This window comes from Streptomyces sp. NPDC033221 (assembly GCF_055577005.1).
Map to the genome: position 1 here is coordinate 371,915 of NZ_JBVIQN010000001.1, position 16,836 is coordinate 388,750.

The 16,836-nt window shown below is 73.0% G+C and carries 16 protein-coding genes; 11 read left to right on the forward strand and 5 right to left on the reverse strand.

Features of this window, described 5'->3' with window-relative positions; genetic code table 11:
• The first annotated feature begins 16 nt into the window (after nt 1–16).
• The 3 genes from ACZ53K_RS01660 (at nt 17) to ACZ53K_RS01670 (ending at nt 4,238) form a co-directional block, all read left to right on the forward strand.
• Nucleotides 17–838: a purine-nucleoside phosphorylase gene (locus ACZ53K_RS01660; RefSeq protein WP_468830549.1), complete on the forward strand. Its 822-nt coding sequence runs from the start codon at nt 17–19 to the stop codon at nt 836–838.
• 187 nt (nt 839–1,025) lie between these two features.
• Nucleotides 1,026–2,699 carry a phospho-sugar mutase gene (locus ACZ53K_RS01665; RefSeq protein WP_468830551.1) on the forward strand — a complete coding sequence of 558 codons (1,674 nt, stop codon included), beginning with the start codon at nt 1,026–1,028 and terminating at the stop codon, nt 2,697–2,699.
• Nucleotides 2,700–2,969: 270 nt separating this feature from the next.
• A complete protein-coding gene (locus ACZ53K_RS01670; protein WP_468830553.1) occupies nt 2,970–4,238 on the forward strand; it encodes a hypothetical protein in 1,269 nt (422 codons plus the stop codon).
• 79 nt (nt 4,239–4,317) lie between these two features.
• Here the strand turns inward: ACZ53K_RS01670 and ACZ53K_RS01675 are convergent, their stop codons facing one another.
• The 3 genes from ACZ53K_RS01675 to ACZ53K_RS01685 all read right to left on the reverse strand — a co-directional run bounded on the left by ACZ53K_RS01675 (nt 4,318) and on the right by ACZ53K_RS01685 (nt 6,860).
• Nucleotides 4,318–4,959, reverse strand: a complete 642-nt coding sequence (locus ACZ53K_RS01675; RefSeq protein ID WP_468830555.1) for a PH domain-containing protein — start codon at nt 4,957–4,959, stop codon at nt 4,318–4,320.
• Nucleotides 4,960–5,049: 90 nt separating this feature from the next.
• On the reverse strand, nt 5,050–5,697 hold the full coding sequence (locus tag ACZ53K_RS01680; protein ID WP_468830806.1) for a class F sortase: 648 nt from the start codon (nt 5,695–5,697) through the stop codon (nt 5,050–5,052).
• A complete protein-coding gene (locus ACZ53K_RS01685) occupies nt 5,694–6,860 on the reverse strand; it encodes a hypothetical protein (protein ID WP_468830557.1) in 1,167 nt (388 codons plus the stop codon). The genes ACZ53K_RS01680 and ACZ53K_RS01685 overlap by 4 nt, the downstream gene beginning before the upstream one ends.
• A gap of 379 nt (nt 6,861–7,239) precedes the next feature.
• Here ACZ53K_RS01685 and deoC point away from each other — a divergent pair, with 379 nt between their 5' ends.
• From deoC to ACZ53K_RS01700, 3 genes are read left to right on the forward strand one after another with little or no spacing between them, the layout of a single operon-like run.
• Complete coding sequence (deoC, locus tag ACZ53K_RS01690) at nt 7,240–8,235, forward strand: deoxyribose-phosphate aldolase (RefSeq protein WP_468830810.1); 996 nt, start codon at nt 7,240–7,242, stop codon at nt 8,233–8,235.
• 4 nt (nt 8,236–8,239) lie between these two features.
• Nucleotides 8,240–9,676, forward strand: coding sequence for an aldehyde dehydrogenase family protein (locus ACZ53K_RS01695; protein WP_468830559.1), 1,437 nt, complete (start codon nt 8,240–8,242; stop codon nt 9,674–9,676).
• Complete coding sequence (locus ACZ53K_RS01700) at nt 9,669–10,550, forward strand: aldehyde dehydrogenase family protein (protein WP_468830561.1); 882 nt, start codon at nt 9,669–9,671, stop codon at nt 10,548–10,550. The genes ACZ53K_RS01695 and ACZ53K_RS01700 overlap by 8 nt, the downstream gene beginning before the upstream one ends.
• 133 nt (nt 10,551–10,683) lie before the next feature.
• Here ACZ53K_RS01700 and ACZ53K_RS01705 read toward each other — a convergent pair whose 3' ends face one another.
• A complete protein-coding gene (locus ACZ53K_RS01705) occupies nt 10,684–11,085 on the reverse strand; it encodes a hypothetical protein (RefSeq protein ID WP_468830563.1) in 402 nt (133 codons plus the stop codon).
• Between the two features lie 137 nt (nt 11,086–11,222).
• Here ACZ53K_RS01705 and ACZ53K_RS01710 point away from each other — a divergent pair, with 137 nt between their 5' ends.
• Complete coding sequence (locus tag ACZ53K_RS01710; protein ID WP_468830565.1) at nt 11,223–11,897, forward strand: uridine kinase family protein; 675 nt, start codon at nt 11,223–11,225, stop codon at nt 11,895–11,897.
• Nucleotides 11,898–12,056: 159 nt separating this feature from the next.
• Here the strand turns inward: ACZ53K_RS01710 and ACZ53K_RS01715 are convergent, their stop codons facing one another.
• Nucleotides 12,057–12,857 carry a SigE family RNA polymerase sigma factor gene (locus ACZ53K_RS01715; protein WP_468830567.1) on the reverse strand — a complete coding sequence of 267 codons (801 nt, stop codon included), beginning with the start codon at nt 12,855–12,857 and terminating at the stop codon, nt 12,057–12,059.
• Between the two features lie 192 nt (nt 12,858–13,049).
• On the opposite strand from ACZ53K_RS01715, the gene afsQ1 reads away from it, so the two are divergent.
• The 4 genes from afsQ1 to ACZ53K_RS01735 all read left to right on the forward strand — a co-directional run bounded on the left by afsQ1 (nt 13,050) and on the right by ACZ53K_RS01735 (nt 16,795).
• Nucleotides 13,050–13,727 (forward strand): two-component system response regulator AfsQ1, encoded by a 678-nt coding sequence (afsQ1, locus tag ACZ53K_RS01720; protein ID WP_004571966.1) that lies wholly within the window; start codon nt 13,050–13,052, stop codon nt 13,725–13,727.
• Nucleotides 13,728–13,834: 107 nt separating this feature from the next.
• Nucleotides 13,835–15,469, forward strand: a complete 1,635-nt coding sequence (locus tag ACZ53K_RS01725; protein WP_468830813.1) for an ATP-binding protein — start codon at nt 13,835–13,837, stop codon at nt 15,467–15,469.
• Nucleotides 15,466–16,167: a hypothetical protein gene (locus ACZ53K_RS01730; RefSeq protein WP_468830569.1), complete on the forward strand. Its 702-nt coding sequence runs from the start codon at nt 15,466–15,468 to the stop codon at nt 16,165–16,167. The genes ACZ53K_RS01725 and ACZ53K_RS01730 overlap by 4 nt, the downstream gene beginning before the upstream one ends.
• 115 nt (nt 16,168–16,282) lie before the next feature.
• Complete coding sequence (locus ACZ53K_RS01735) at nt 16,283–16,795, forward strand: VanZ family protein (RefSeq protein WP_468830571.1); 513 nt, start codon at nt 16,283–16,285, stop codon at nt 16,793–16,795.
• The last annotated feature ends 41 nt before the right edge of the window (nt 16,796–16,836 follow it).

The following is a 16,836-nucleotide window of genomic DNA, read 5'->3' on the forward strand; positions in this document are numbered from 1 at the left end:
GGCTACCCTCGTCCGCGTGAACGCATCTGTTACCCCGGACATCGCGCGCGACCCGCAGGGCGCCGCCGCCGACGCCGCTGCCCGCCTGCGCGAGCTGACCGGCGCCGAGACCCACGACGTCGCCCTGGTGATGGGCTCCGGCTGGGCTCCGGCCGCCGAGGCCCTGGGCGCCCCCGAGCACGAATTCCCGGTCACCGAACTGCCCGGCTTCCCGGCGCCCGCCGTCGAGGGCCACGGCGGCAAGGTCCGCTCGTACAAGCTGGGCGAGAAGCGGGCCCTGGTCTTCCTGGGCCGTACGCACTACTACGAGGGCCGCGGCGTGGCCCCCGTCGTCCACGGTGTGCGGACCGCCGTCGCCGCCGGCTGCAAGACCGTGGTGCTCACCAACGGGTGCGGCGGTCTGCGCGACGGCATGAGCCCCGGCCAGCCGGTCCTCATCAGCGACCACCTCAACATGACCGCCACCTCCCCCATCGTCGGCGCCCGCTTCGTCGACCTGACCGACCTGTACTCGCAGCGGCTGCGCGCGCTGTGCAAGGAGGTCGACGCGACGCTGGAGGAGGGCGTGTACGCCCAGCTCCCCGGCCCGCACTACGAGACCCCGGCCGAGATCAAGATGCTCCGCACCCTGGGCGCGGACCTGGTCGGCATGTCCACCGTCCTGGAGGCCATCGCCGCCCGCGAGGCCGGCGCCGAGGTGCTCGGACTGTCGCTGGTGACGAACCTCGCCGCGGGCATGACCGGTGAGCCGCTGAACCACGAAGAGGTCCTGCAGGCCGGCCGCGACTCCGCGACCCGGATGGGCAGCCTGCTGGCCCAGGTGCTCGGCAAGCTCTGAGCGGCGCGGCAGTGCAGTAGCAGCAGTGCAGCAGGGGTACGGGGCGTTCTCGGAACGCCCCGTACGTCGTACGCGGCGCGCGCGGCCGGTGTCCGCGTGCCCGCCGGTCGAACAATCGCGCGGAGTGGGTAAGCGTTAACGCGCCGAGCGCTTCCTCCACCACCGCAACCAGAGGCAGGAGCATCACGTGGCAACCGATTCCGCGGAGCTGATCAGCCGGGCGAAGGCATGGCTGGCCGAGGACCCCGACCTCGAAACCCGCGAAGAGCTGGGCAAGCTGATCGACGCCGAGGACCTGGACGAGCTGGCGGCCCGGTTCGCGGGCACCTTGCAGTTCGGTACCGCCGGGCTCCGCGGTGAGCTGGGCGCGGGCCCGATGCGGATGAACCGCGCCGTCGTCATCCGGGCGGCCGCCGGGCTCGCGGCGTACCTGAAGGACCAGGGGCAAGAGGGCGGCCTGGTCGTCATCGGATACGACGCCCGCTACAAGAGCGCCGACTTCGCGCGGGACACCGCGGCCGTGATGGTGGGCGCCGGGCTGCGCGCCGCCGTGCTGCCGCGCCCGCTGCCCACCCCCGTGCTCGCCTTCGCCATACGGCACCTGGGAGCCGTCGCGGGCGTCGAGGTCACCGCCAGCCACAACCCGCCGCGCGACAACGGCTACAAGGTCTACCTGGGCGACGGATCGCAGATCGTGCCGCCCGCCGACGGGCTGATCGCGGAGCGGATCGCGGCGGTGGCGTCGCTGGACGACGTGCCGCGGCCGGAGGACGGCTGGGAGGTGCTGGGCGAGGACGTGCTGCAGGCGTACCTGGAGCGTACGGACGCGGTGCTCACGCCGGGCTCGCCGCGCGACACTCAGGTGGTCTACACGCCGATGCACGGCGTCGGCCGTGACGTGCTGGTGGCCGCCTTCGCGCGGGCCGGCTTCCCGGCGCCGACCGTGGTCGCCGAGCAGGCCGAGCCGGACCCGGACTTCCCGACCGTGGCCTTCCCCAACCCGGAGGAGCCGGGCGCGATGGACCTGTCCTTCGCGACCGCCCGCTCCGTCGGCCCGGACATCGTCATCGCCAACGACCCGGACGCGGACCGCTGCGCCGTCGCCGTACCGGCCCCCGGTACCCAGGACGGCTGGCGGATGCTGCGCGGTGACGAGGTCGGCGCGCTGCTGGCCGCGCACCTGGTCAGCAAGCAGGCGTCCGGCACCTTCGCCACCACGATCGTGTCGTCCTCGCTGATGTCGCGGATCGCCGCCGGGGCCTCGCTGCCGTACGAGGAGACGCTGACCGGCTTCAAGTGGCTGGCCCGGGTGGACGGCCTGCGGTACGCCTACGAGGAGGCGCTGGGCTACTGCGTCGACCCCGAGGGCGTACGGGACAAGGACGGCATCACCGCCGCCCTGCTGATCACCGAGCTGGCGGCCGAGCTGAAGCAGTCCGGCCGCACGCTGCCGGACCTGCTGGACGACCTGGCGCTGGAGTTCGGCCTGCACGCCACCGACCAGCTGTCGGTCCGCGTCGAGGACCTGTCGCTGATCGCCGACGCCATGCGCCGGCTGCGCGAGCAGCCGCCGGCCGCGCTGGCGGGCCTGGCCGTGTCGTCCTCCGACGACCTCTCCCGGGGGACGGACACGCTGCCGCCCACCGACGGCCTGCGCTACTACCTCGCGGGCTCGGAGCAGGACGGCGTGGAGGCCGGCCGGGTGGTGGTCCGGCCCAGCGGTACCGAGCCCAAGCTGAAGTGCTACCTGGAGGTCGTGGTGCCGGTCGCGGACGCCCAGGGGCTGGGCGCGGCGCGCGCCAAGGCCGACGAGGTACTCGGCGCGGTGAAGGCGGATCTGTCGGCGGCGGCCGGTATCTGATCGGCCGCACGCACGGCTGTCACGGCCGCGCGCACGGCTGTTCCGATCGCGCGTAGGGCTGGTCCGTACGCGCGCACGGACCCGTGCACGAGGCTATGGCTGTCACGTACGACGGGCCCCGGGACCACAAGGTTCCGGGGCCCGTCGCGTTTCCCCCGTACGAGCGACAGCCGTACTGCACCTGACGCAACGCGCCCGCCCGGCCCCTCGCTCTCCGGGACACCCTGATCTGGTCCGACAACCTGCCCGGGCCGTCCAGGAGTTGCCGCAGTGTTCCCGACCGCGTCCCGCACGGCCGCCGCCACCGCCGCCGCACCGGCGGCGGACCCCGCTTCCCGCGGCCCCGCCACGCGTGCGGCCGGGAGCCTGCTGCGGCGCGCCGGGCCCGCGCTCCTCGGGTACACCGCCGTACGGCTGCTGGGCACGCTCGTGCTGATGAAGTGGGCGCACCTCCGGCACCGCGGCCTGTGGCCGCTGCTGGCCGACCGGTGGGATTCCCGCTGGTACCTGGGCATCGCGGACCACGGCTACTCGTACGCGTTCGACGAGAACGGTTTCAACGAGAGCGACCTGGCCTTCTTCCCGCTGTACCCGGTGGTGGTGAAGGCCGTCGCGGGGGTGACGCCCGGCTCCCGCGCGTCCGTGGGGCTGGTCGTCGCGGCCGGCTGTGCGCTGCTGGCGGCCTGGGGGATCTTCGCGGTGGGCGAGCGGCTGTACGGGGCCCGGGTCGGCACCGTGCTGGCCGTGCTGTGGGGGGCCACGCCGGTCGCCGCCGTCCAGTGGATGGGCTATACGGAGTCGCTGTTCACCGCGCTGGTCGCCTGGTCGCTGTACGCCGTGCTGGCCGACCGCTGGGTCGCGGCCGGCGCCCTCTGCCTGCTCGCCGGCCTCACCCGCCCCACCGGTCTCGCGCTCGTCGCGGCGGTCTGCGTCGCCGCCGCCGTCGCGCTGTGGCGCCTGCGCCGTACCGCCACCGTTCCAGAGACCGCGTCAACTACGCCGCGCGCCCCGGAGCCCACGACCCCGGACCCCGCCCGCGTACGCCGGATCGTCCTCGGCGCGTTGCTGGCGCCGCTCGGCTGGCTCGCGTACGTCGGGTGGGTGGGCCTGCGCCTCGGGCGCGCCGACGGGTACTTCGCGGTCCAGCGGCAGTGGCGGAACCAGTGGGACGGTGGCAAGGAGACGCTGCGTACGCTGCGCAACCTTTTGATCTACCCCTCGCACCCACAGCTGTTCCTGGTCGTGGTGTCGCTGGTGCTGATCGTGTCGGTGGCGCTGTTCCTGCTGTGCGCATGTGACCGGCAGCCCCTGCCGCTGCTGGTGTTCAGCGGTGTCCTGCTGCTGATCGTCCTGGGCAGCGGCGGTGTCTTCTTCCCCCGGGCCCGCTTTCTGCTGCCCGGTTTCCCACTGCTGCTCCCGCTGGCCCTGGCGATGGCCCGCGCGCGCCGCCGCGTCGCCGTGCTGTCCCTGTCGGCGGCGGCGCTGGGCTCGGCGTACTTCGGCGCGTACATGACGCTGGTGTACGGGGGCCCGCCGTGACGGCATGCCGCTGGCGTGCGCGACCCGCCTTGACTGCATAACGCCGTACGTCGTGGCCCGCCGTAACGGGCCACCGCGCCTACAACGCCACGAGCACCACCAGCGCCACCGCGCCCACCGCGCACGGCGCCAGCACCTCGTACGCCCACTTCACCACCGGCGCGCCCTGCGCACCCTCCCGCTTGGCGCCCCGCTCCTGGAGCTCCCGCAGTTCGTCGAGCGAACGGTCGGCGGTGGCCCGCGGCACGCCCGCTTCCGGGCCGGACCCCAGGGGCGCGTCATGGCGGCCGCGCGCCGGTCCCGCCCCGGCGCGCTGCGCGCGCCGGTTCGCCTTCTTGCGCTGCCGCAGCGACACCGGGATCGACCAGAGCTGGTACTTCGTACCGTCCTCCGTGAAGACCTCGCTGGAGAACGACGCCCGCAGGCTCGCGACCGCCGCCCAGGGCAGCGTGATCGTACGGAACGGATTGCGCACCACCAGCCGGTCCGCGCCCGCCCGCACCATCGGGCGCAGCGTGAAGGCGACCACCAGCGGCACCACGAACAACAGCCCGGCCGCCGCCGTCAGCTTGGTGTGCGCCGTGCCGCGCACCAGCGCGTCACCGCCGAGCCAGGCGGCCAGCGCGAGGAGCAGCACCCCGCCGGCGAGGGCCGCGGGCGAGCGGTAGCTGCGGTCCGCGTACTGCTCCTGCGGCGTGGAGGACTGTTCCGGGCTCGTCATGCTGCCGATTCTGCCTGAGCGTCCGGAACCCGGACATTGCGTTACGGCATCATTCGTACGCCCGGCCGCCCGCGCGCCCGGCGGACCGTCTCAGGCCGCCACCAGGTCGGCATAGACCACGATGTTGTCCGGCCGGTGGCCGTCCACCAGGCCGCCGCCGCAGGTCACCAGGCGCAGCTCGGGCCGGTCGGTGTCGCCGTAGACCCGCTGCGTGGGGAACGCCTTCTTGTCGACCTGCTGGAGCTCCCGGACGGCGAAGACCGCGGTCCGGCCGTCCGCCCGGTCGACGTAGATCTTGTCGCCGGGCCGGATGCGGCCGACGTCGCGCAGTACGGCGGGGCCGTCGACGGTGTCGTAGTGCCCGATGAGGACGGCGGGGCCGGTCTCGCCGGGGGTGACGCCCCCGTCGTACCAGCCGATCCGGCCGGCCTGCGCCACGGACGGCACCTGGACCGTGCCGTCGGCGGCCAGCCCCAGGCCGAGGACCGGGCCGGTGTGCACGCCCGCGGCCGGTATGCGGACGCGTACCGGCCGGGAGGCGGGCAGGGCGGCAGGCGCAGATGGGCGGGGGCTCGCGGCCGGCGCGCCGACATTCGCGACGTGCACCGGCGGCGCCGCGCCGGAGGCGCCACCGTCCAGCACGCCCCGGATGATCAGTACGCCGCCGGCCACGAGGAGGAGCAGGCAGGCCGCCGTCAGCAGGCGGTCCGGCCGACGCCGGTCAGGGCGTCGGCTCAGCACCCGGCTCCCTCGGACTGCCGGCGGCGGCGCACCGCGAAGGCCACACCGGCCGCACCCATCGCGGCGAACGCGCCGCCCACGGCGAACAGCGGGGTGGTGTCCGGGCCCTCCGCGCCCTCGTAACCGGCGGCCACGGCGCCCTTGGGCAGGACCTTGGTCTGGTTGCCGGCCTGGCTGCCGGCCGGGTTCTGGCTGCCGGTCGGCGTCGCCTGCGCGCCGACGACGCCGGTGCTCTTGCTGCCCGCCGGCTTGGCGCCGGGCGTCTTGGCTGCCGCGCTGCCCTTGGCGGGCTGGGCGGCCGGGGCGCAGCCCTTGGGCAGGGCCGGGAAGTTGGCGGTGCCGATCGGGTAGCTGCCGCCCTGCATCTTGAAGTGGAGCTTGGGGCGGGCGCCGTACGGGTCGACGATCTTCGCGCCGAAGCGGGCGAGGGTCGGGTGCTTACGGTCGAGGGAGGCGTGCGGCACGGCCTTGCCCGGGCCGTCCTCGAAGGTCGCCGCCGGTCCCTGGGGGCCGCGGGTCAGTACGGCGAGGGTGCCGCCGCCGATGGCCACGCGTCGGGTGACGGTGCAGTTCTTGCGGCCGCCGGGGGCCGTGCCGCCCTTGCCGAGCTGGTGCGCGGTGGCCTGGCCCGCCTGCTGCCTGCCGCCCTCGCCGGTCGACTTGCCGCCGGTCACCTCGGCACCGGTCGTCTTGCCGCCGGTGGCGGGCGCCGCGGACTTCGGCAGCCCGTAGGTCTTCGCGCCACCTGTACCGCCGCTGACGTGCAGCTTCGGCGACGTGCCCGAGAGGCCGGTCAGCCGCAGGGACAGGCCCTTGACCCGCGCACTCGGGTGCTCGCGGTCGAGCAGGCCGAGCACCCGGACCAGGTACCAGTCGCCCGGCTTCCACTGCGGACCGACGTAACGGATCCATGCCTCGGGGCCGCCCGCGGAGGGCACGTTGCGCAACACGGCCACCAGGCCGTTGCCGATGGCGACCGGCTTGCCCTCGTAGCGGCCGGCGCCGTCGGCGGCGGGCTGGGCGGACACCGCCGTGGCGGACGCGACAGGTGCGGCGGGCGTGGCGGCGAAGGCCCCGGAGGCGGAACCGAGAACGGCGGCTCCCAGCGCCGCGGACGCGACGGCGGCGCGCAGCGTGCGGCGGGCGGACTGTGCGGTCATGGGGACCCCCGGGGATGGTCGGTCGTGCGGCGACGTGACCACATCCGCCGCCCTTCATTGCGGAGGGCCGGAAAAGTGCTGCGGTGCGGTGCGGCAACAACAAAGCTAGGTGACAGCCGTGACGGCCCGTCCGCTGTTGTGTAACGGTCGCCGCACAGAAGCCCATCACTCCCCCGGGCACCTGTTACAGAGTGCCTGCGCACAGCGGTCACACAGGCCTCGAACAACGGTCACACGGATCCCGCGCAGTTGTTACACGGGCCTCCGCGCATCCGTCGCGAACGGTGTACGCGAGCCCGGCCGGACGGCCGCCGCGCCGGTATCCGTCCCCAGGGGGGTGACATGCAGCTACGCGCGTAGATATGCTCCCCTCGTGACCATGCCCACCACTGTTCCCGCATACGGCAAGGAAGCCGCGGGGCGTCTGGCGTCGATGGCGGACGTGACCGCTTCCGACGGTGCGCTGCGCCGCTTCCTGCACGGCCTCCCGGGCGTCGACGCGGTCGGCCTCCAGGCCCGCGCCGCGACCCTCGGCACCCGCTCGATCAAGACCACGGCGAAGGCGTACGCCATCGATCTCGCCATCTCGATGATCGACCTGACGACGCTCGAAGGAGCGGACACCCCGGGCAAGGTCCGGGCCCTGTGCGCCAAGGGGATCAACCCCGATCCCACCGACCGCGGCACCCCCAAGGTCGCCGCGATCTGCGTCTACCCCGACATGGTGGCGACCGCCAAGGAGGCCCTGACCGGCTCCGGCATCCACGTCGCCTCCGTCGCCACCGCCTTCCCGGCGGGGCGCGCCGCACTGCCGGTCAAGCTGGCCGACACCCGTGACGCGGTCGCGGCCGGCGCCGACGAGATCGACATGGTGATCGACCGCGGCGCCTTCCTGTCCGGCCGCCACATGTCCGTCTTCGAGGAGATCCAGCAGGTCAAGGAGGCGTGCCGCCGCGAGGACGGCTCGTACGCCCACCTGAAGGTGATCTTCGAGACCGGCGAGCTGCAGACGTACGACAACGTGCGCCGGGTCTCCTGGCTCGCGATGCTCGCGGGCGCCGACTTCATCAAGACCTCGACCGGCAAGGTCGCGGTCAACGCCACCCCGCCGGTGACCCTGCTGATGCTGGAGGCCGTCCGCGACTTCCACGCGGCGACCGGGGTACAGGTCGGCGTGAAGCCGGCCGGCGGCATCCGTACGACCAAGGACGCGATGAAGTACCTGGTCATGGTCAACGAGACGCTGGGCGACCAGTGGCTGACCGCGGACTGGTTCCGCTTCGGCGCCTCCAGCCTGCTCAACGACCTGCTGATGCAGCGCCAGAAGCTCAGCACCGGCCGCTACTCCGGCCCCGACTACGTCACGGTGGACTGAACCGATGAGCTCAGCATTCGAATACGCACCGGCGCCCGAGTCGCGCGCCGTCGTCGACATCGCGCCGTCGTACGGCCTGTTCATCGACGGTGAGTTCACCGAGGCCGCCGGCGGCAAGGTCTTCAAGACCGTCTCGCCCGCGAACGAGGAGGTTCTCTCCGAGGTCGCGCAGGCCGGCTCCGAGGACGTGGAGCGCGCCGTCAAGGCCGCCCGCAAGGCGTTCGAGAAGTGGTCGGCGCTGCCCGGCGCCGAGCGCGCCAAGTACCTGTTCCGCATCGCCCGCCTCATCCAGGAGCGCTCCCGCGAGCTGGCCGTGCTGGAGTCGCTGGACAACGGCAAGCCGATCCGTGAGTCCCGCGACTCGGACCTGCCGCTGGTCGCCGCGCACTTCTTCTACTACGCGGGCTGGGCGGACAAGCTGGGGCACGCCGGTTACGGCGCGAACCCCCGTCCGCTGGGCGTGGCCGGCCAGGTCATCCCGTGGAACTTCCCGCTGCTGATGCTGGCGTGGAAGATCGCCCCGGCGCTGGCCTGCGGCAACACCGTCGTCCTCAAGCCCGCCGAGACCACGCCGCTGTCCGCGCTGTTCTTCGCGGACATCTGCCGCCAGGCGGGCCTGCCGAAGGGTGTCGTCAACATCCTCACCGGTGACGGCTCGACCGGTGCCGCGCTGGTCGCGCACCCCGACGTCAACAAGGTCGCCTTCACCGGCTCGACCGAGGTCGGCAAGGCCATCGCCCGCACCGTCGCCGGTACGGACAAAAAGCTCACCCTGGAGCTGGGCGGCAAGGCCGCGAACATCGTCTTCGACGACGCGCCGATCGACCAGGCCGTCGAGGGCATCGTCAACGGCATCTTCTTCAACCAGGGCCACGTCTGCTGCGCGGGCTCGCGCCTGCTGGTGCAGGAGTCCGTGCAGGACGAGCTGCTGGCGGCGCTCAAGCGCCGGATGAGCACACTGCGCGTCGGCGACCCGCTGGACAAGAACACCGACATCGGCGCGATCAACTCCGCCGAGCAACTGGCCCGTATCACGGAGCTGGCCGACGCGGGCGAGTCCGAGGGCGCCGAGCGCTGGGCCCCGGCCTGCGAACTGCCCGACGCGGGGTACTGGTTCGCGCCGACGCTGTTCACCGGTGTCACCCAGGCCCACCGCATCGCCCAGGAGGAGATCTTCGGGCCGGTGCTGTCGGTGCTCACCTTCCGTACGCCGGAAGAGGCCGTCGCCAAGGCCAACAACACCCCGTACGGGCTGTCGGCGGGCGTCTGGACGGAGAAGGGCTCGCGCATCCTGTGGATGGCGAACCAGCTCCGGGCGGGCATCGTCTGGTCCAACACGTTCAACAAGTTCGACCCGGCCTCGCCGTTCGGCGGCTACAAGGAGTCGGGCTTCGGCCGCGAGGGCGGCCGGCACGGTCTGGAGGCATACCTCGATGTCTGATCGCTTGAGCGTGCTCAAGACCTACAAGCTGTACGTCGGGGGCAAGTTCCCCCGGTCCGAGAGCGGACGGGTGTACGAGGTGACCGACTCGAAGGGCAACTGGCTCGCCAACGCGCCGCTGTCGTCCCGCAAGGACGCCAGGGACGCCGTGGTCGCGGCCCGCAAGGCGTTCGGCGGCTGGTCCGGCGCGACCGCGTACAACCGCGGCCAGATCCTCTACCGCGTCGCCGAGATGCTGGAGGGCCGCCGCGAGCAGTTCGCCGCGGAGGTCGCCGACGCCGAGGGCCTGTCCAAGGCCAAGGCCGCGGCGCAGATGGACGCGGCGATCGACCGCTGGGTCTGGTACGCGGGCTGGTCCGACAAGATCGCCCAGATCGCGAGCTCCGCGAACCCGGTCGCCGGGCCGTACTTCAACCTGTCCTCCCCGGAGCCGACCGGCGTGGTGGCCGTGCTGGCGCCGCAGGAGTCGTCGTTCCTCGGCCTGGTCTCGGTGATCGCCCCGGCGATCGTCACCGGCAACACGGTCGTGGTCGTCACCGGCGAGAAGTCCCCGCTGCCCGCGCTGTCGCTGGGCGAGGTGCTGGCCACCTCCGACCTGCCGGGCGGCGTGGTCAACGTGCTGTCCGGGCGCGTCAACGAACTGGGCGGGCCGCTCGCCGCGCACCAGGACGTCAACGCGATCGACCTGGCGGGCGCCGCGGCCGACGCGGAGCTGGTCAAGGCGCTGGAGACGGCCGCGGCCGACAACCTCAAGCGCGTCCTGCGCCCACAGGCTGTGGACGGTTCCGCCGTCGACTGGAGCGCCGACCCCGGTACGGAACGGATGCTGGCCTTCCTGGAGACGAAGACCGTCTGGCACCCGATGGGGGTCTGATCCCCCGGCCCGCGAGCGTCCGCGCCCGCGGGCACACGCCGCCGCCCGCCCTCACCCGTCCGTGAGGGCGGGCGTTCGCGTTCCGCCGTCCAGGCAGGCGGGCGGTGCGCGTTCCGCCGCACATCCGGTGCCCTCAACCGGGCAGCAGCCCCATGACCTTCTCCGTGACCGGCATGTCCCCCAGCGCGCCGCCGCGCGCGATCGGATCCGTCACGACACCCGTGGTCAGCGGCTTGAAGTCGGCGATCTGGGTACCGATCTTGTTGGTCAGCGGGTCCGCCGCGGTGCCGGCCAGCGGGTCCAGTTTGAGGTTCTTGACCGGGCCGACACCGCCCGCGAGGGAGTGCAGCAACGCGCCCCCCGCCGCCGTACCGGCCGCCTTGATGTCCAGGTCACTGTCGTGGCCGGACGCCGCGCCCGCCGGTGCCGCACCGGCCATCGCGAGGGCCGCCCCGGCCACCGAGAGCGCCAGCCCGGCGCGCGCCGGAGCGCGCGGTGCGCGGCGCCGGTGCCTGGGTCGTGCGTGAGAGGCCATGTGCCACCTGCCTGTGCGTCGCGAAGGAAATGATTGAGTAATCGAACGATTGCGAAGCGTAGTTGAGTGATGCCGGAGCGTTCCAGCGAGCGCGCGTCCGGTAACCCGCACGGCCCAATGCGCGACAATGGCTTCCCGTGAGCCCAGACTCCTCCGCCCGGCCGCCCGCCGCCCGGGTCGTCCTGCTGACCGGCCCCTCCGGCTCCGGCAAGTCGTCCCTCGCCGCCCGCACCGGCCTGCCCGTCCTCAATCTCGACGACTTCTACAAGGAGGCCACGGACCCGACGCTGCCGCAGCTCCCCGACGGCGGCGGCGCCGACTGGGACTCACCGCTGTCATGGGACGCCGGCGCCGCCGTCACCGCGATCGCGGAGCTGTGCCGTACGGGGCGTACGGCCGTGCCGGTGTACGACATCGCCGCCAGCGCGCGGGTCGGTGAAACGGTTCTGGAGCGGGGCGAGGCACTCCTGTTCGTCGCGGAGGGCATCTTCGCCGCGGACATCGTCGAGCAGTGCCGTACGGCGGGTCTGCTGGCCGACGCGCTGTGTCTGCGCGGCCGCCCCGCCACGACGTTCCGGCGGCGGCTGGCCCGCGACCTGCGCGAGGCCCGCAAGCCGGTCGTGTACCTGCTGCGGCGCGGACTGCGCCTGATGCGCGCCGAGCGCGCGATCGTCGCCCGGCACGCCGCGCTGGGCGCCCATCCGTGCGCGAAGGCGGAGGTGCTGGCGCGGATTGCGGCGGCCCGCGACGCGGGCGCGGCGGCCGGTCACCCCGGTCACACCGGCGCGAACCCCGCGGAAGTCTGCGCCTGAACGTCAAAACCCGCACGATACGGGTCCGCACCACGCGGGCCCGCACGGCGAAGGAGCGGATTCGCGCCGTACCCCCCGGCCGGCCGAACCCGCTCCTCATCCCCCCATATCCCCCGTGTCCCCCGATTCCCCCTCGGGTTCCCCCCTTTTTCCCCGCCCTCAGGCCACCAGCTCGCCGAAGGACTCCTGCTCGTCACGGCCGAAGCTGAGGACCTCGTCCTCGCGCAGCCGGCGCAGGGAGCGCCAGATGCTGGACTTCACCGTGCCGACACTGATGTTGAGGATGTCCGCGATCTCCGGGTCCGTACGGCCCTCGTAGTACCGCAGCACCAGCATCGTGCGCTGCGTCTCGGGCAGCCGGGCCAGCGCCTGCCACAGCACCGCGCGCAGCTCCGTGCCGCGCATCGCGTCCGCGTCCCCGGCCGTCTCCGGCAGCTCCTCGGTCGGGTACTCGTTCAGCTTGCGGCGGCGCCACGCGCTGATGTGCAGATTGGTCATCGTGCGGCGCAGGTAACCGCCCAGCGCCGCCTTGTCACTGATCCGGTCCCAGGCCCGGTAGGTCGAGAACAGCGCGCTCTGCAGCAGGTCCTCGGCCTCGAAGCGGTCACCGGTCAGGTGGTAGGCGGTGGCGTACAGGGAAGCGCGGCGCTCCTGGACGTAGGCGGTGAACGCCGCGGCGGCGTCCCCCGTTTCCTCCGCCTGCGACGCGGTGCGCCGTTCCCCCGTGCCTTCCCTGTACGCCGGCGCCCCGGCGGAACCACCGTTGCCCCCGTCGGTCCCCCCGTGTCCCCCGTCGTGCTGCGTCATCGCGTCGATCGCGACCATGTAAGGAATGCGATGACGTCCGGTGCCGCGAGCGCACCCCCGCCCGCCCACGGCACCGGACTTCTCGGTGGCCCGCCCGACATCGTGCAGACGCGTGATGACTGCGCTGGTAGTGGTGCTGTGCAGTGTGTTCATCGCGCGCCCCCCGTCGGTAGACCCTGCTCGGTTCGTGATGAGGAAGAGCCTGCCAAGGCAGTTTCATGACGCTGTCTGCCGTCTGTCACAGCCCTGTCACAGCGGGAGGGTCGGGGTGTGCGCGCCGCGCGGACACCGCGTGGACACCGCGCAGGTCGAAGTCGTGGTCCCCCATGGGCCAGAATGGCCGGTGTGCCTTTCCTGTTGCTGATCGAGGACGACGACGCCATCCGCACGGCCCTCGAACTCTCCCTGTCGCGCCAGGGTCACCGTGTGGTGACCGCGGCGACGGGCGAGGACGGCCTGAAGCTGCTGCGCGAGCAGCGCCCGGACCTGATCGTGCTGGACGTGATGCTGCCGGGCATCGACGGCTTCGAGGTATGCCGGCGGATCAGGCGTACGGACCAGTTGCCCATCATCCTGCTGACCGCGCGCAACGACGACATCGACGTGGTGGTCGGACTGGAGTCCGGCGCGGACGACTATGTGGTCAAGCCGGTGCAGGGGCGGGTGCTGGACGCCCGTATCCGGGCCGTGCTGCGGCGCGGGGAGCGCGAGTCCAACGACGCGGCGACGTTCGGTTCCCTGGTCATCGACCGCTCGGCCATGACGGTCACCAAGAACGGCGAGGATCTCCAGCTGACCCCCACCGAGCTGCGCCTGCTGCTGGAGCTGAGCCGCCGCCCCGGGCAGGCGCTGTCCCGGCAGCAGCTGCTGCGGCTGGTGTGGGAGCACGACTACCTCGGTGACTCGCGGCTGGTGGACGCGTGTGTGCAGCGGCTGCGCGCGAAGGTGGAGGACGTACCGTCCTCGCCGACCCTGATCCGTACGGTCCGCGGTGTCGGCTACCGGCTGGACACCCCGCAGTGACGGAGCGCTCGTCCGAGGGCCGTACGGGTGCGGAACGCCGTACGGCTGCCGAGGCGTCCGGTGACGGCGACGCCACGCCGGAGCGGCCGTCCTTCGCCCGGCGGTGTGTGCGGGCGCTGGGCCTGCTGCGCTGGACCAGCCTGCGGCTGCGGCTGGTCTTCGTCTTCGCGCTGGTCGCGCTGACCGCGGCGGTCTCCGCCTCCGGCATCGCGTACTGGCTCAACCGCAACACCGTGCTGGACCGCACCCAGAACTCCGCCCTCAACGACTTCCGCAAATCGCTGGAGGACAGTACCCGTTCGCTGCCGCTGCGCCCGCGGTGCGCGGAGCTGGACGACGCGGCACGGCAGATGGCGGGCGGGCCGCAGAACTACGCCGTCCTGCTGGTCACGCAGGGCAGCGACGGCAGGCAGTGCGTCGCGTCCACCGACAAGGACCTGTTCACGCTCAAGACGGTGCCGAAGCCGCTGCAGACGGCGGTCAACGAGAAGCGGACGCTGGACGACGGCAACCGCGTCCCGTACCACATGTACTGGCAGCGCAAGGAACTGCACGACACCCCGTACCTCGTCGCCGGGGCCCGGATGAACGGCGGCGGCCCGACCGGCTACATGCTCAAGTCGCTGGCCACCGAGCGGCAGGACCTCAACTCGCTGGCCTGGTCGCTGGGGATCGCCACCGCGCTGGCGCTGGTCGGCTCGGCGCTGCTCGCGCAGGCCGCCGCGACCACCGTGCTGCGGCCCGTGCAGCGCCTGGGGCACGCGGCCCGGCAGCTGGGCGAGGGACGGCTGGACACCCGGCTGCGGGTGACCGGCACCGACGAACTCGCCGACCTCTCCCGCACCTTCAACCGCACCGCCGAGCGGCTGGAACAGCGGGTCGAGGAGCTGAGCGGCCGCGAGGCGTCCTCCCGCCGCTTCGTCGCCGACATGTCGCACGAGCTGCGTACGCCGCTGACGGCGATCACGGCGGTCACCGAAGTGCTGGAGGAAGAGGAGGACTCCCTCGACCCGATGATCGCGCCCGCGGTGAAGCTGGTGGTCAGCGAGACCCGGCGGCTGAACGACCTGGTGGAGAACCTGATGGAGGTCACCCGCTTCGACGCGGGGACGGCCCGCCTCGTGCAGGACGAGGTGGACGTCGCGGACCAGGTGACCGCGTGCATCGACGCGCGGGCCTGGCTGGACGCGGTCGAGCTGGACGCCGAGCGCGGCATCGTGGCCCGGCTGGACCCGCGCCGCCTCGACGTCATCCTCGCCAACCTCATCGGCAACGCGCTCAAGCACGGCGGCTCGCCGGTCCGGGTATCGGTACGGACCGAGTCCACGCCGGAGGGCGAGGACCTGCTGATCCGGGTACGGGACCACGGGCCGGGCATCCCGGAGGAGGTCCTGCCGCACGTCTTCGACCGCTTCTACAAGGCGAGCGCGTCCCGGCCGCGGTCGGAGGGCAGCGGTCTGGGCCTGTCGATCGCCCTGGAGAACGCCCACATCCACGGCGGTGAGATCACTGCCGCGAACTCGCCGGAGGGCGGCGCGGTCTTCACCCTGCGGCTGCCGGTGGGCACCTTGGACCCGGAGGACGGGCAGGGCGACGAGCAGCCGGGCGAGGGCCCGGACGAGCAGCCGGGTGAGAGCCGGACCGGGCAGCCGGCGGAAGGCACGGGCCCGGAGGGCGGTCCGGCAGGCACGGAGCGCGGCGGCACGGAGGCCCGCGGCGCGGAAGGCGGTGACGGCCGATGACGTGGCGCACCCGTACCCCGTTCGGGCCCCGTACCCCGTTCGGCGCCCCGGCCGCCCCGGCCGGACCCCGTACGCGCACCCGTGGGCGGTTCCCCGTCGCGCTGACGGCCGCCGTGGCGCTGGGTGCCCTCGTGCCGGTCCTGGCGAGCTGCGGCATCCGCGGTACGTCCGTGCCGGTCGACGCCGGGGGCGCGCCCTCCCGCGTCAGCTGCAAGGTCCCCGCGGGTTCGGTGGCCCCCGCCCAGCCCGACGGCTCACGGGCCACGGTCTACCTGGTGTGCAGCTCGGCGCTGGCCTCGGTGGACCGGGCGATGTCGTACTCCAAGCAGCAGCCCGCCGACCGTCTCCAGACGGCCCGTGCCCTGCTGGACGAGCTTCAGGAGCAGCCGGGGGCGGTCGAGGAGGAGGCCGGGTTCAGTACGGCGGTCCCCGAGGACCTGGAACTGTCCGGGCCGCGCGCGGGCGATCCCGAGAAGACGCTGCGGCTGAGTACGCGGCCGGAGGACCTGCCGTCCTTCGCGCTCGCCCAGATCGTGTGCACGTTCGGCGAGAGCTCGGCGCTGGACCGTACGCACACCGCGGTGCTGGGCGGGCCCGGCGACAGCCGTCCGCAGCGTTACCCCTGCTCGGCCGATGTGCGCGCCCATCCGGACAGTGTGCTGAGCGCCGGGTCGGACGTTCCGGTACCGCCGGGCTGACGGGCGGGCGCGGGCGCCGAGCAGGGACACGACCTCTTACGGAACCACGGCCGCCGGTAGCCGCGTCCTGGCCTGTGTGCAGGGTCTTGGCCGCGGCGGTACCGCCGCCCTCCGTATGCGCGCCGCGGGAGCCGTCCTCCTCGTGGCGCATCTGCTGATCGTCGGCTGGCTGACGCTGCGCCCCCGTCCGGTGCCCTGGGTGCCCGCGGCGAATCTCCGGCCGCTGGCGACGGTCCGCGCGGAGCTGGCGCACGGCCCGTGGGAGGCCGTGCAGAGCCTCGGGGGCGCGGTGCTGCTGCTGGCGCCGCTGGGCTTTCTGCTGCCGATGGCAGCCGGGCGCCTGAACGTTTCTCCGCTGGGTTCGCTGGCGCGTACGGTCTTCACCGGCGCGATGGTCTCGCTGGCCATCGAACTCCTGCAGGCCGGCGTGCCCGGCCGGGTGCCCGACGTGGACATGGTGCTGCTGAATACCACCGGGGTCGTACTCGCCCACCTGCTGGTCGTACCAGGGTTCCGGTGCCGGCTCCGCCGCAAGGAGGACATCCCCGCCCGGCCGGCCCCCACGAGGGCCAGGGTGCACATCGCTCCGCAGGCCGACGCCCTGTCAGGTTCCCGGACCTACCTTTGAGACATCGGGGCATTCAGCCCCGTACCCGGTCGTAAAGGAGT

Coding starts and splice junctions, on each gene's coding strand:
- ACZ53K_RS01675 (WP_468830555.1), bottom strand. CDS start 4,959: ATGACGAGCCCGGAACAGTCCTCCACGCCGCAGGAGCAGTACGCGGAC.
- ACZ53K_RS01685 (WP_468830557.1), bottom strand. CDS start 6,860: ATGACCGCACAGTCCGCCCGCCGCACGCTGCGCGCCGCCGTCGCGTCC.
- deoC (WP_468830810.1), top strand. CDS start 7,240: ATGCCCACCACTGTTCCCGCATACGGCAAGGAAGCCGCGGGGCGTCTG.
- ACZ53K_RS01695 (WP_468830559.1), top strand. CDS start 8,240: ATGAGCTCAGCATTCGAATACGCACCGGCGCCCGAGTCGCGCGCCGTC.
- ACZ53K_RS01700 (WP_468830561.1), top strand. CDS start 9,669: ATGTCTGATCGCTTGAGCGTGCTCAAGACCTACAAGCTGTACGTCGGG.
- ACZ53K_RS01705 (WP_468830563.1), bottom strand. CDS start 11,085: ATGGCCTCTCACGCACGACCCAGGCACCGGCGCCGCGCACCGCGCGCT.
- ACZ53K_RS01715 (WP_468830567.1), bottom strand. CDS start 12,857: ATGAACACACTGCACAGCACCACTACCAGCGCAGTCATCACGCGTCTG.
- ACZ53K_RS01730 (WP_468830569.1), top strand. CDS start 15,466: ATGACGTGGCGCACCCGTACCCCGTTCGGGCCCCGTACCCCGTTCGGC.
- ACZ53K_RS01735 (WP_468830571.1), top strand. CDS start 16,283: ATGCGCGCCGCGGGAGCCGTCCTCCTCGTGGCGCATCTGCTGATCGTC.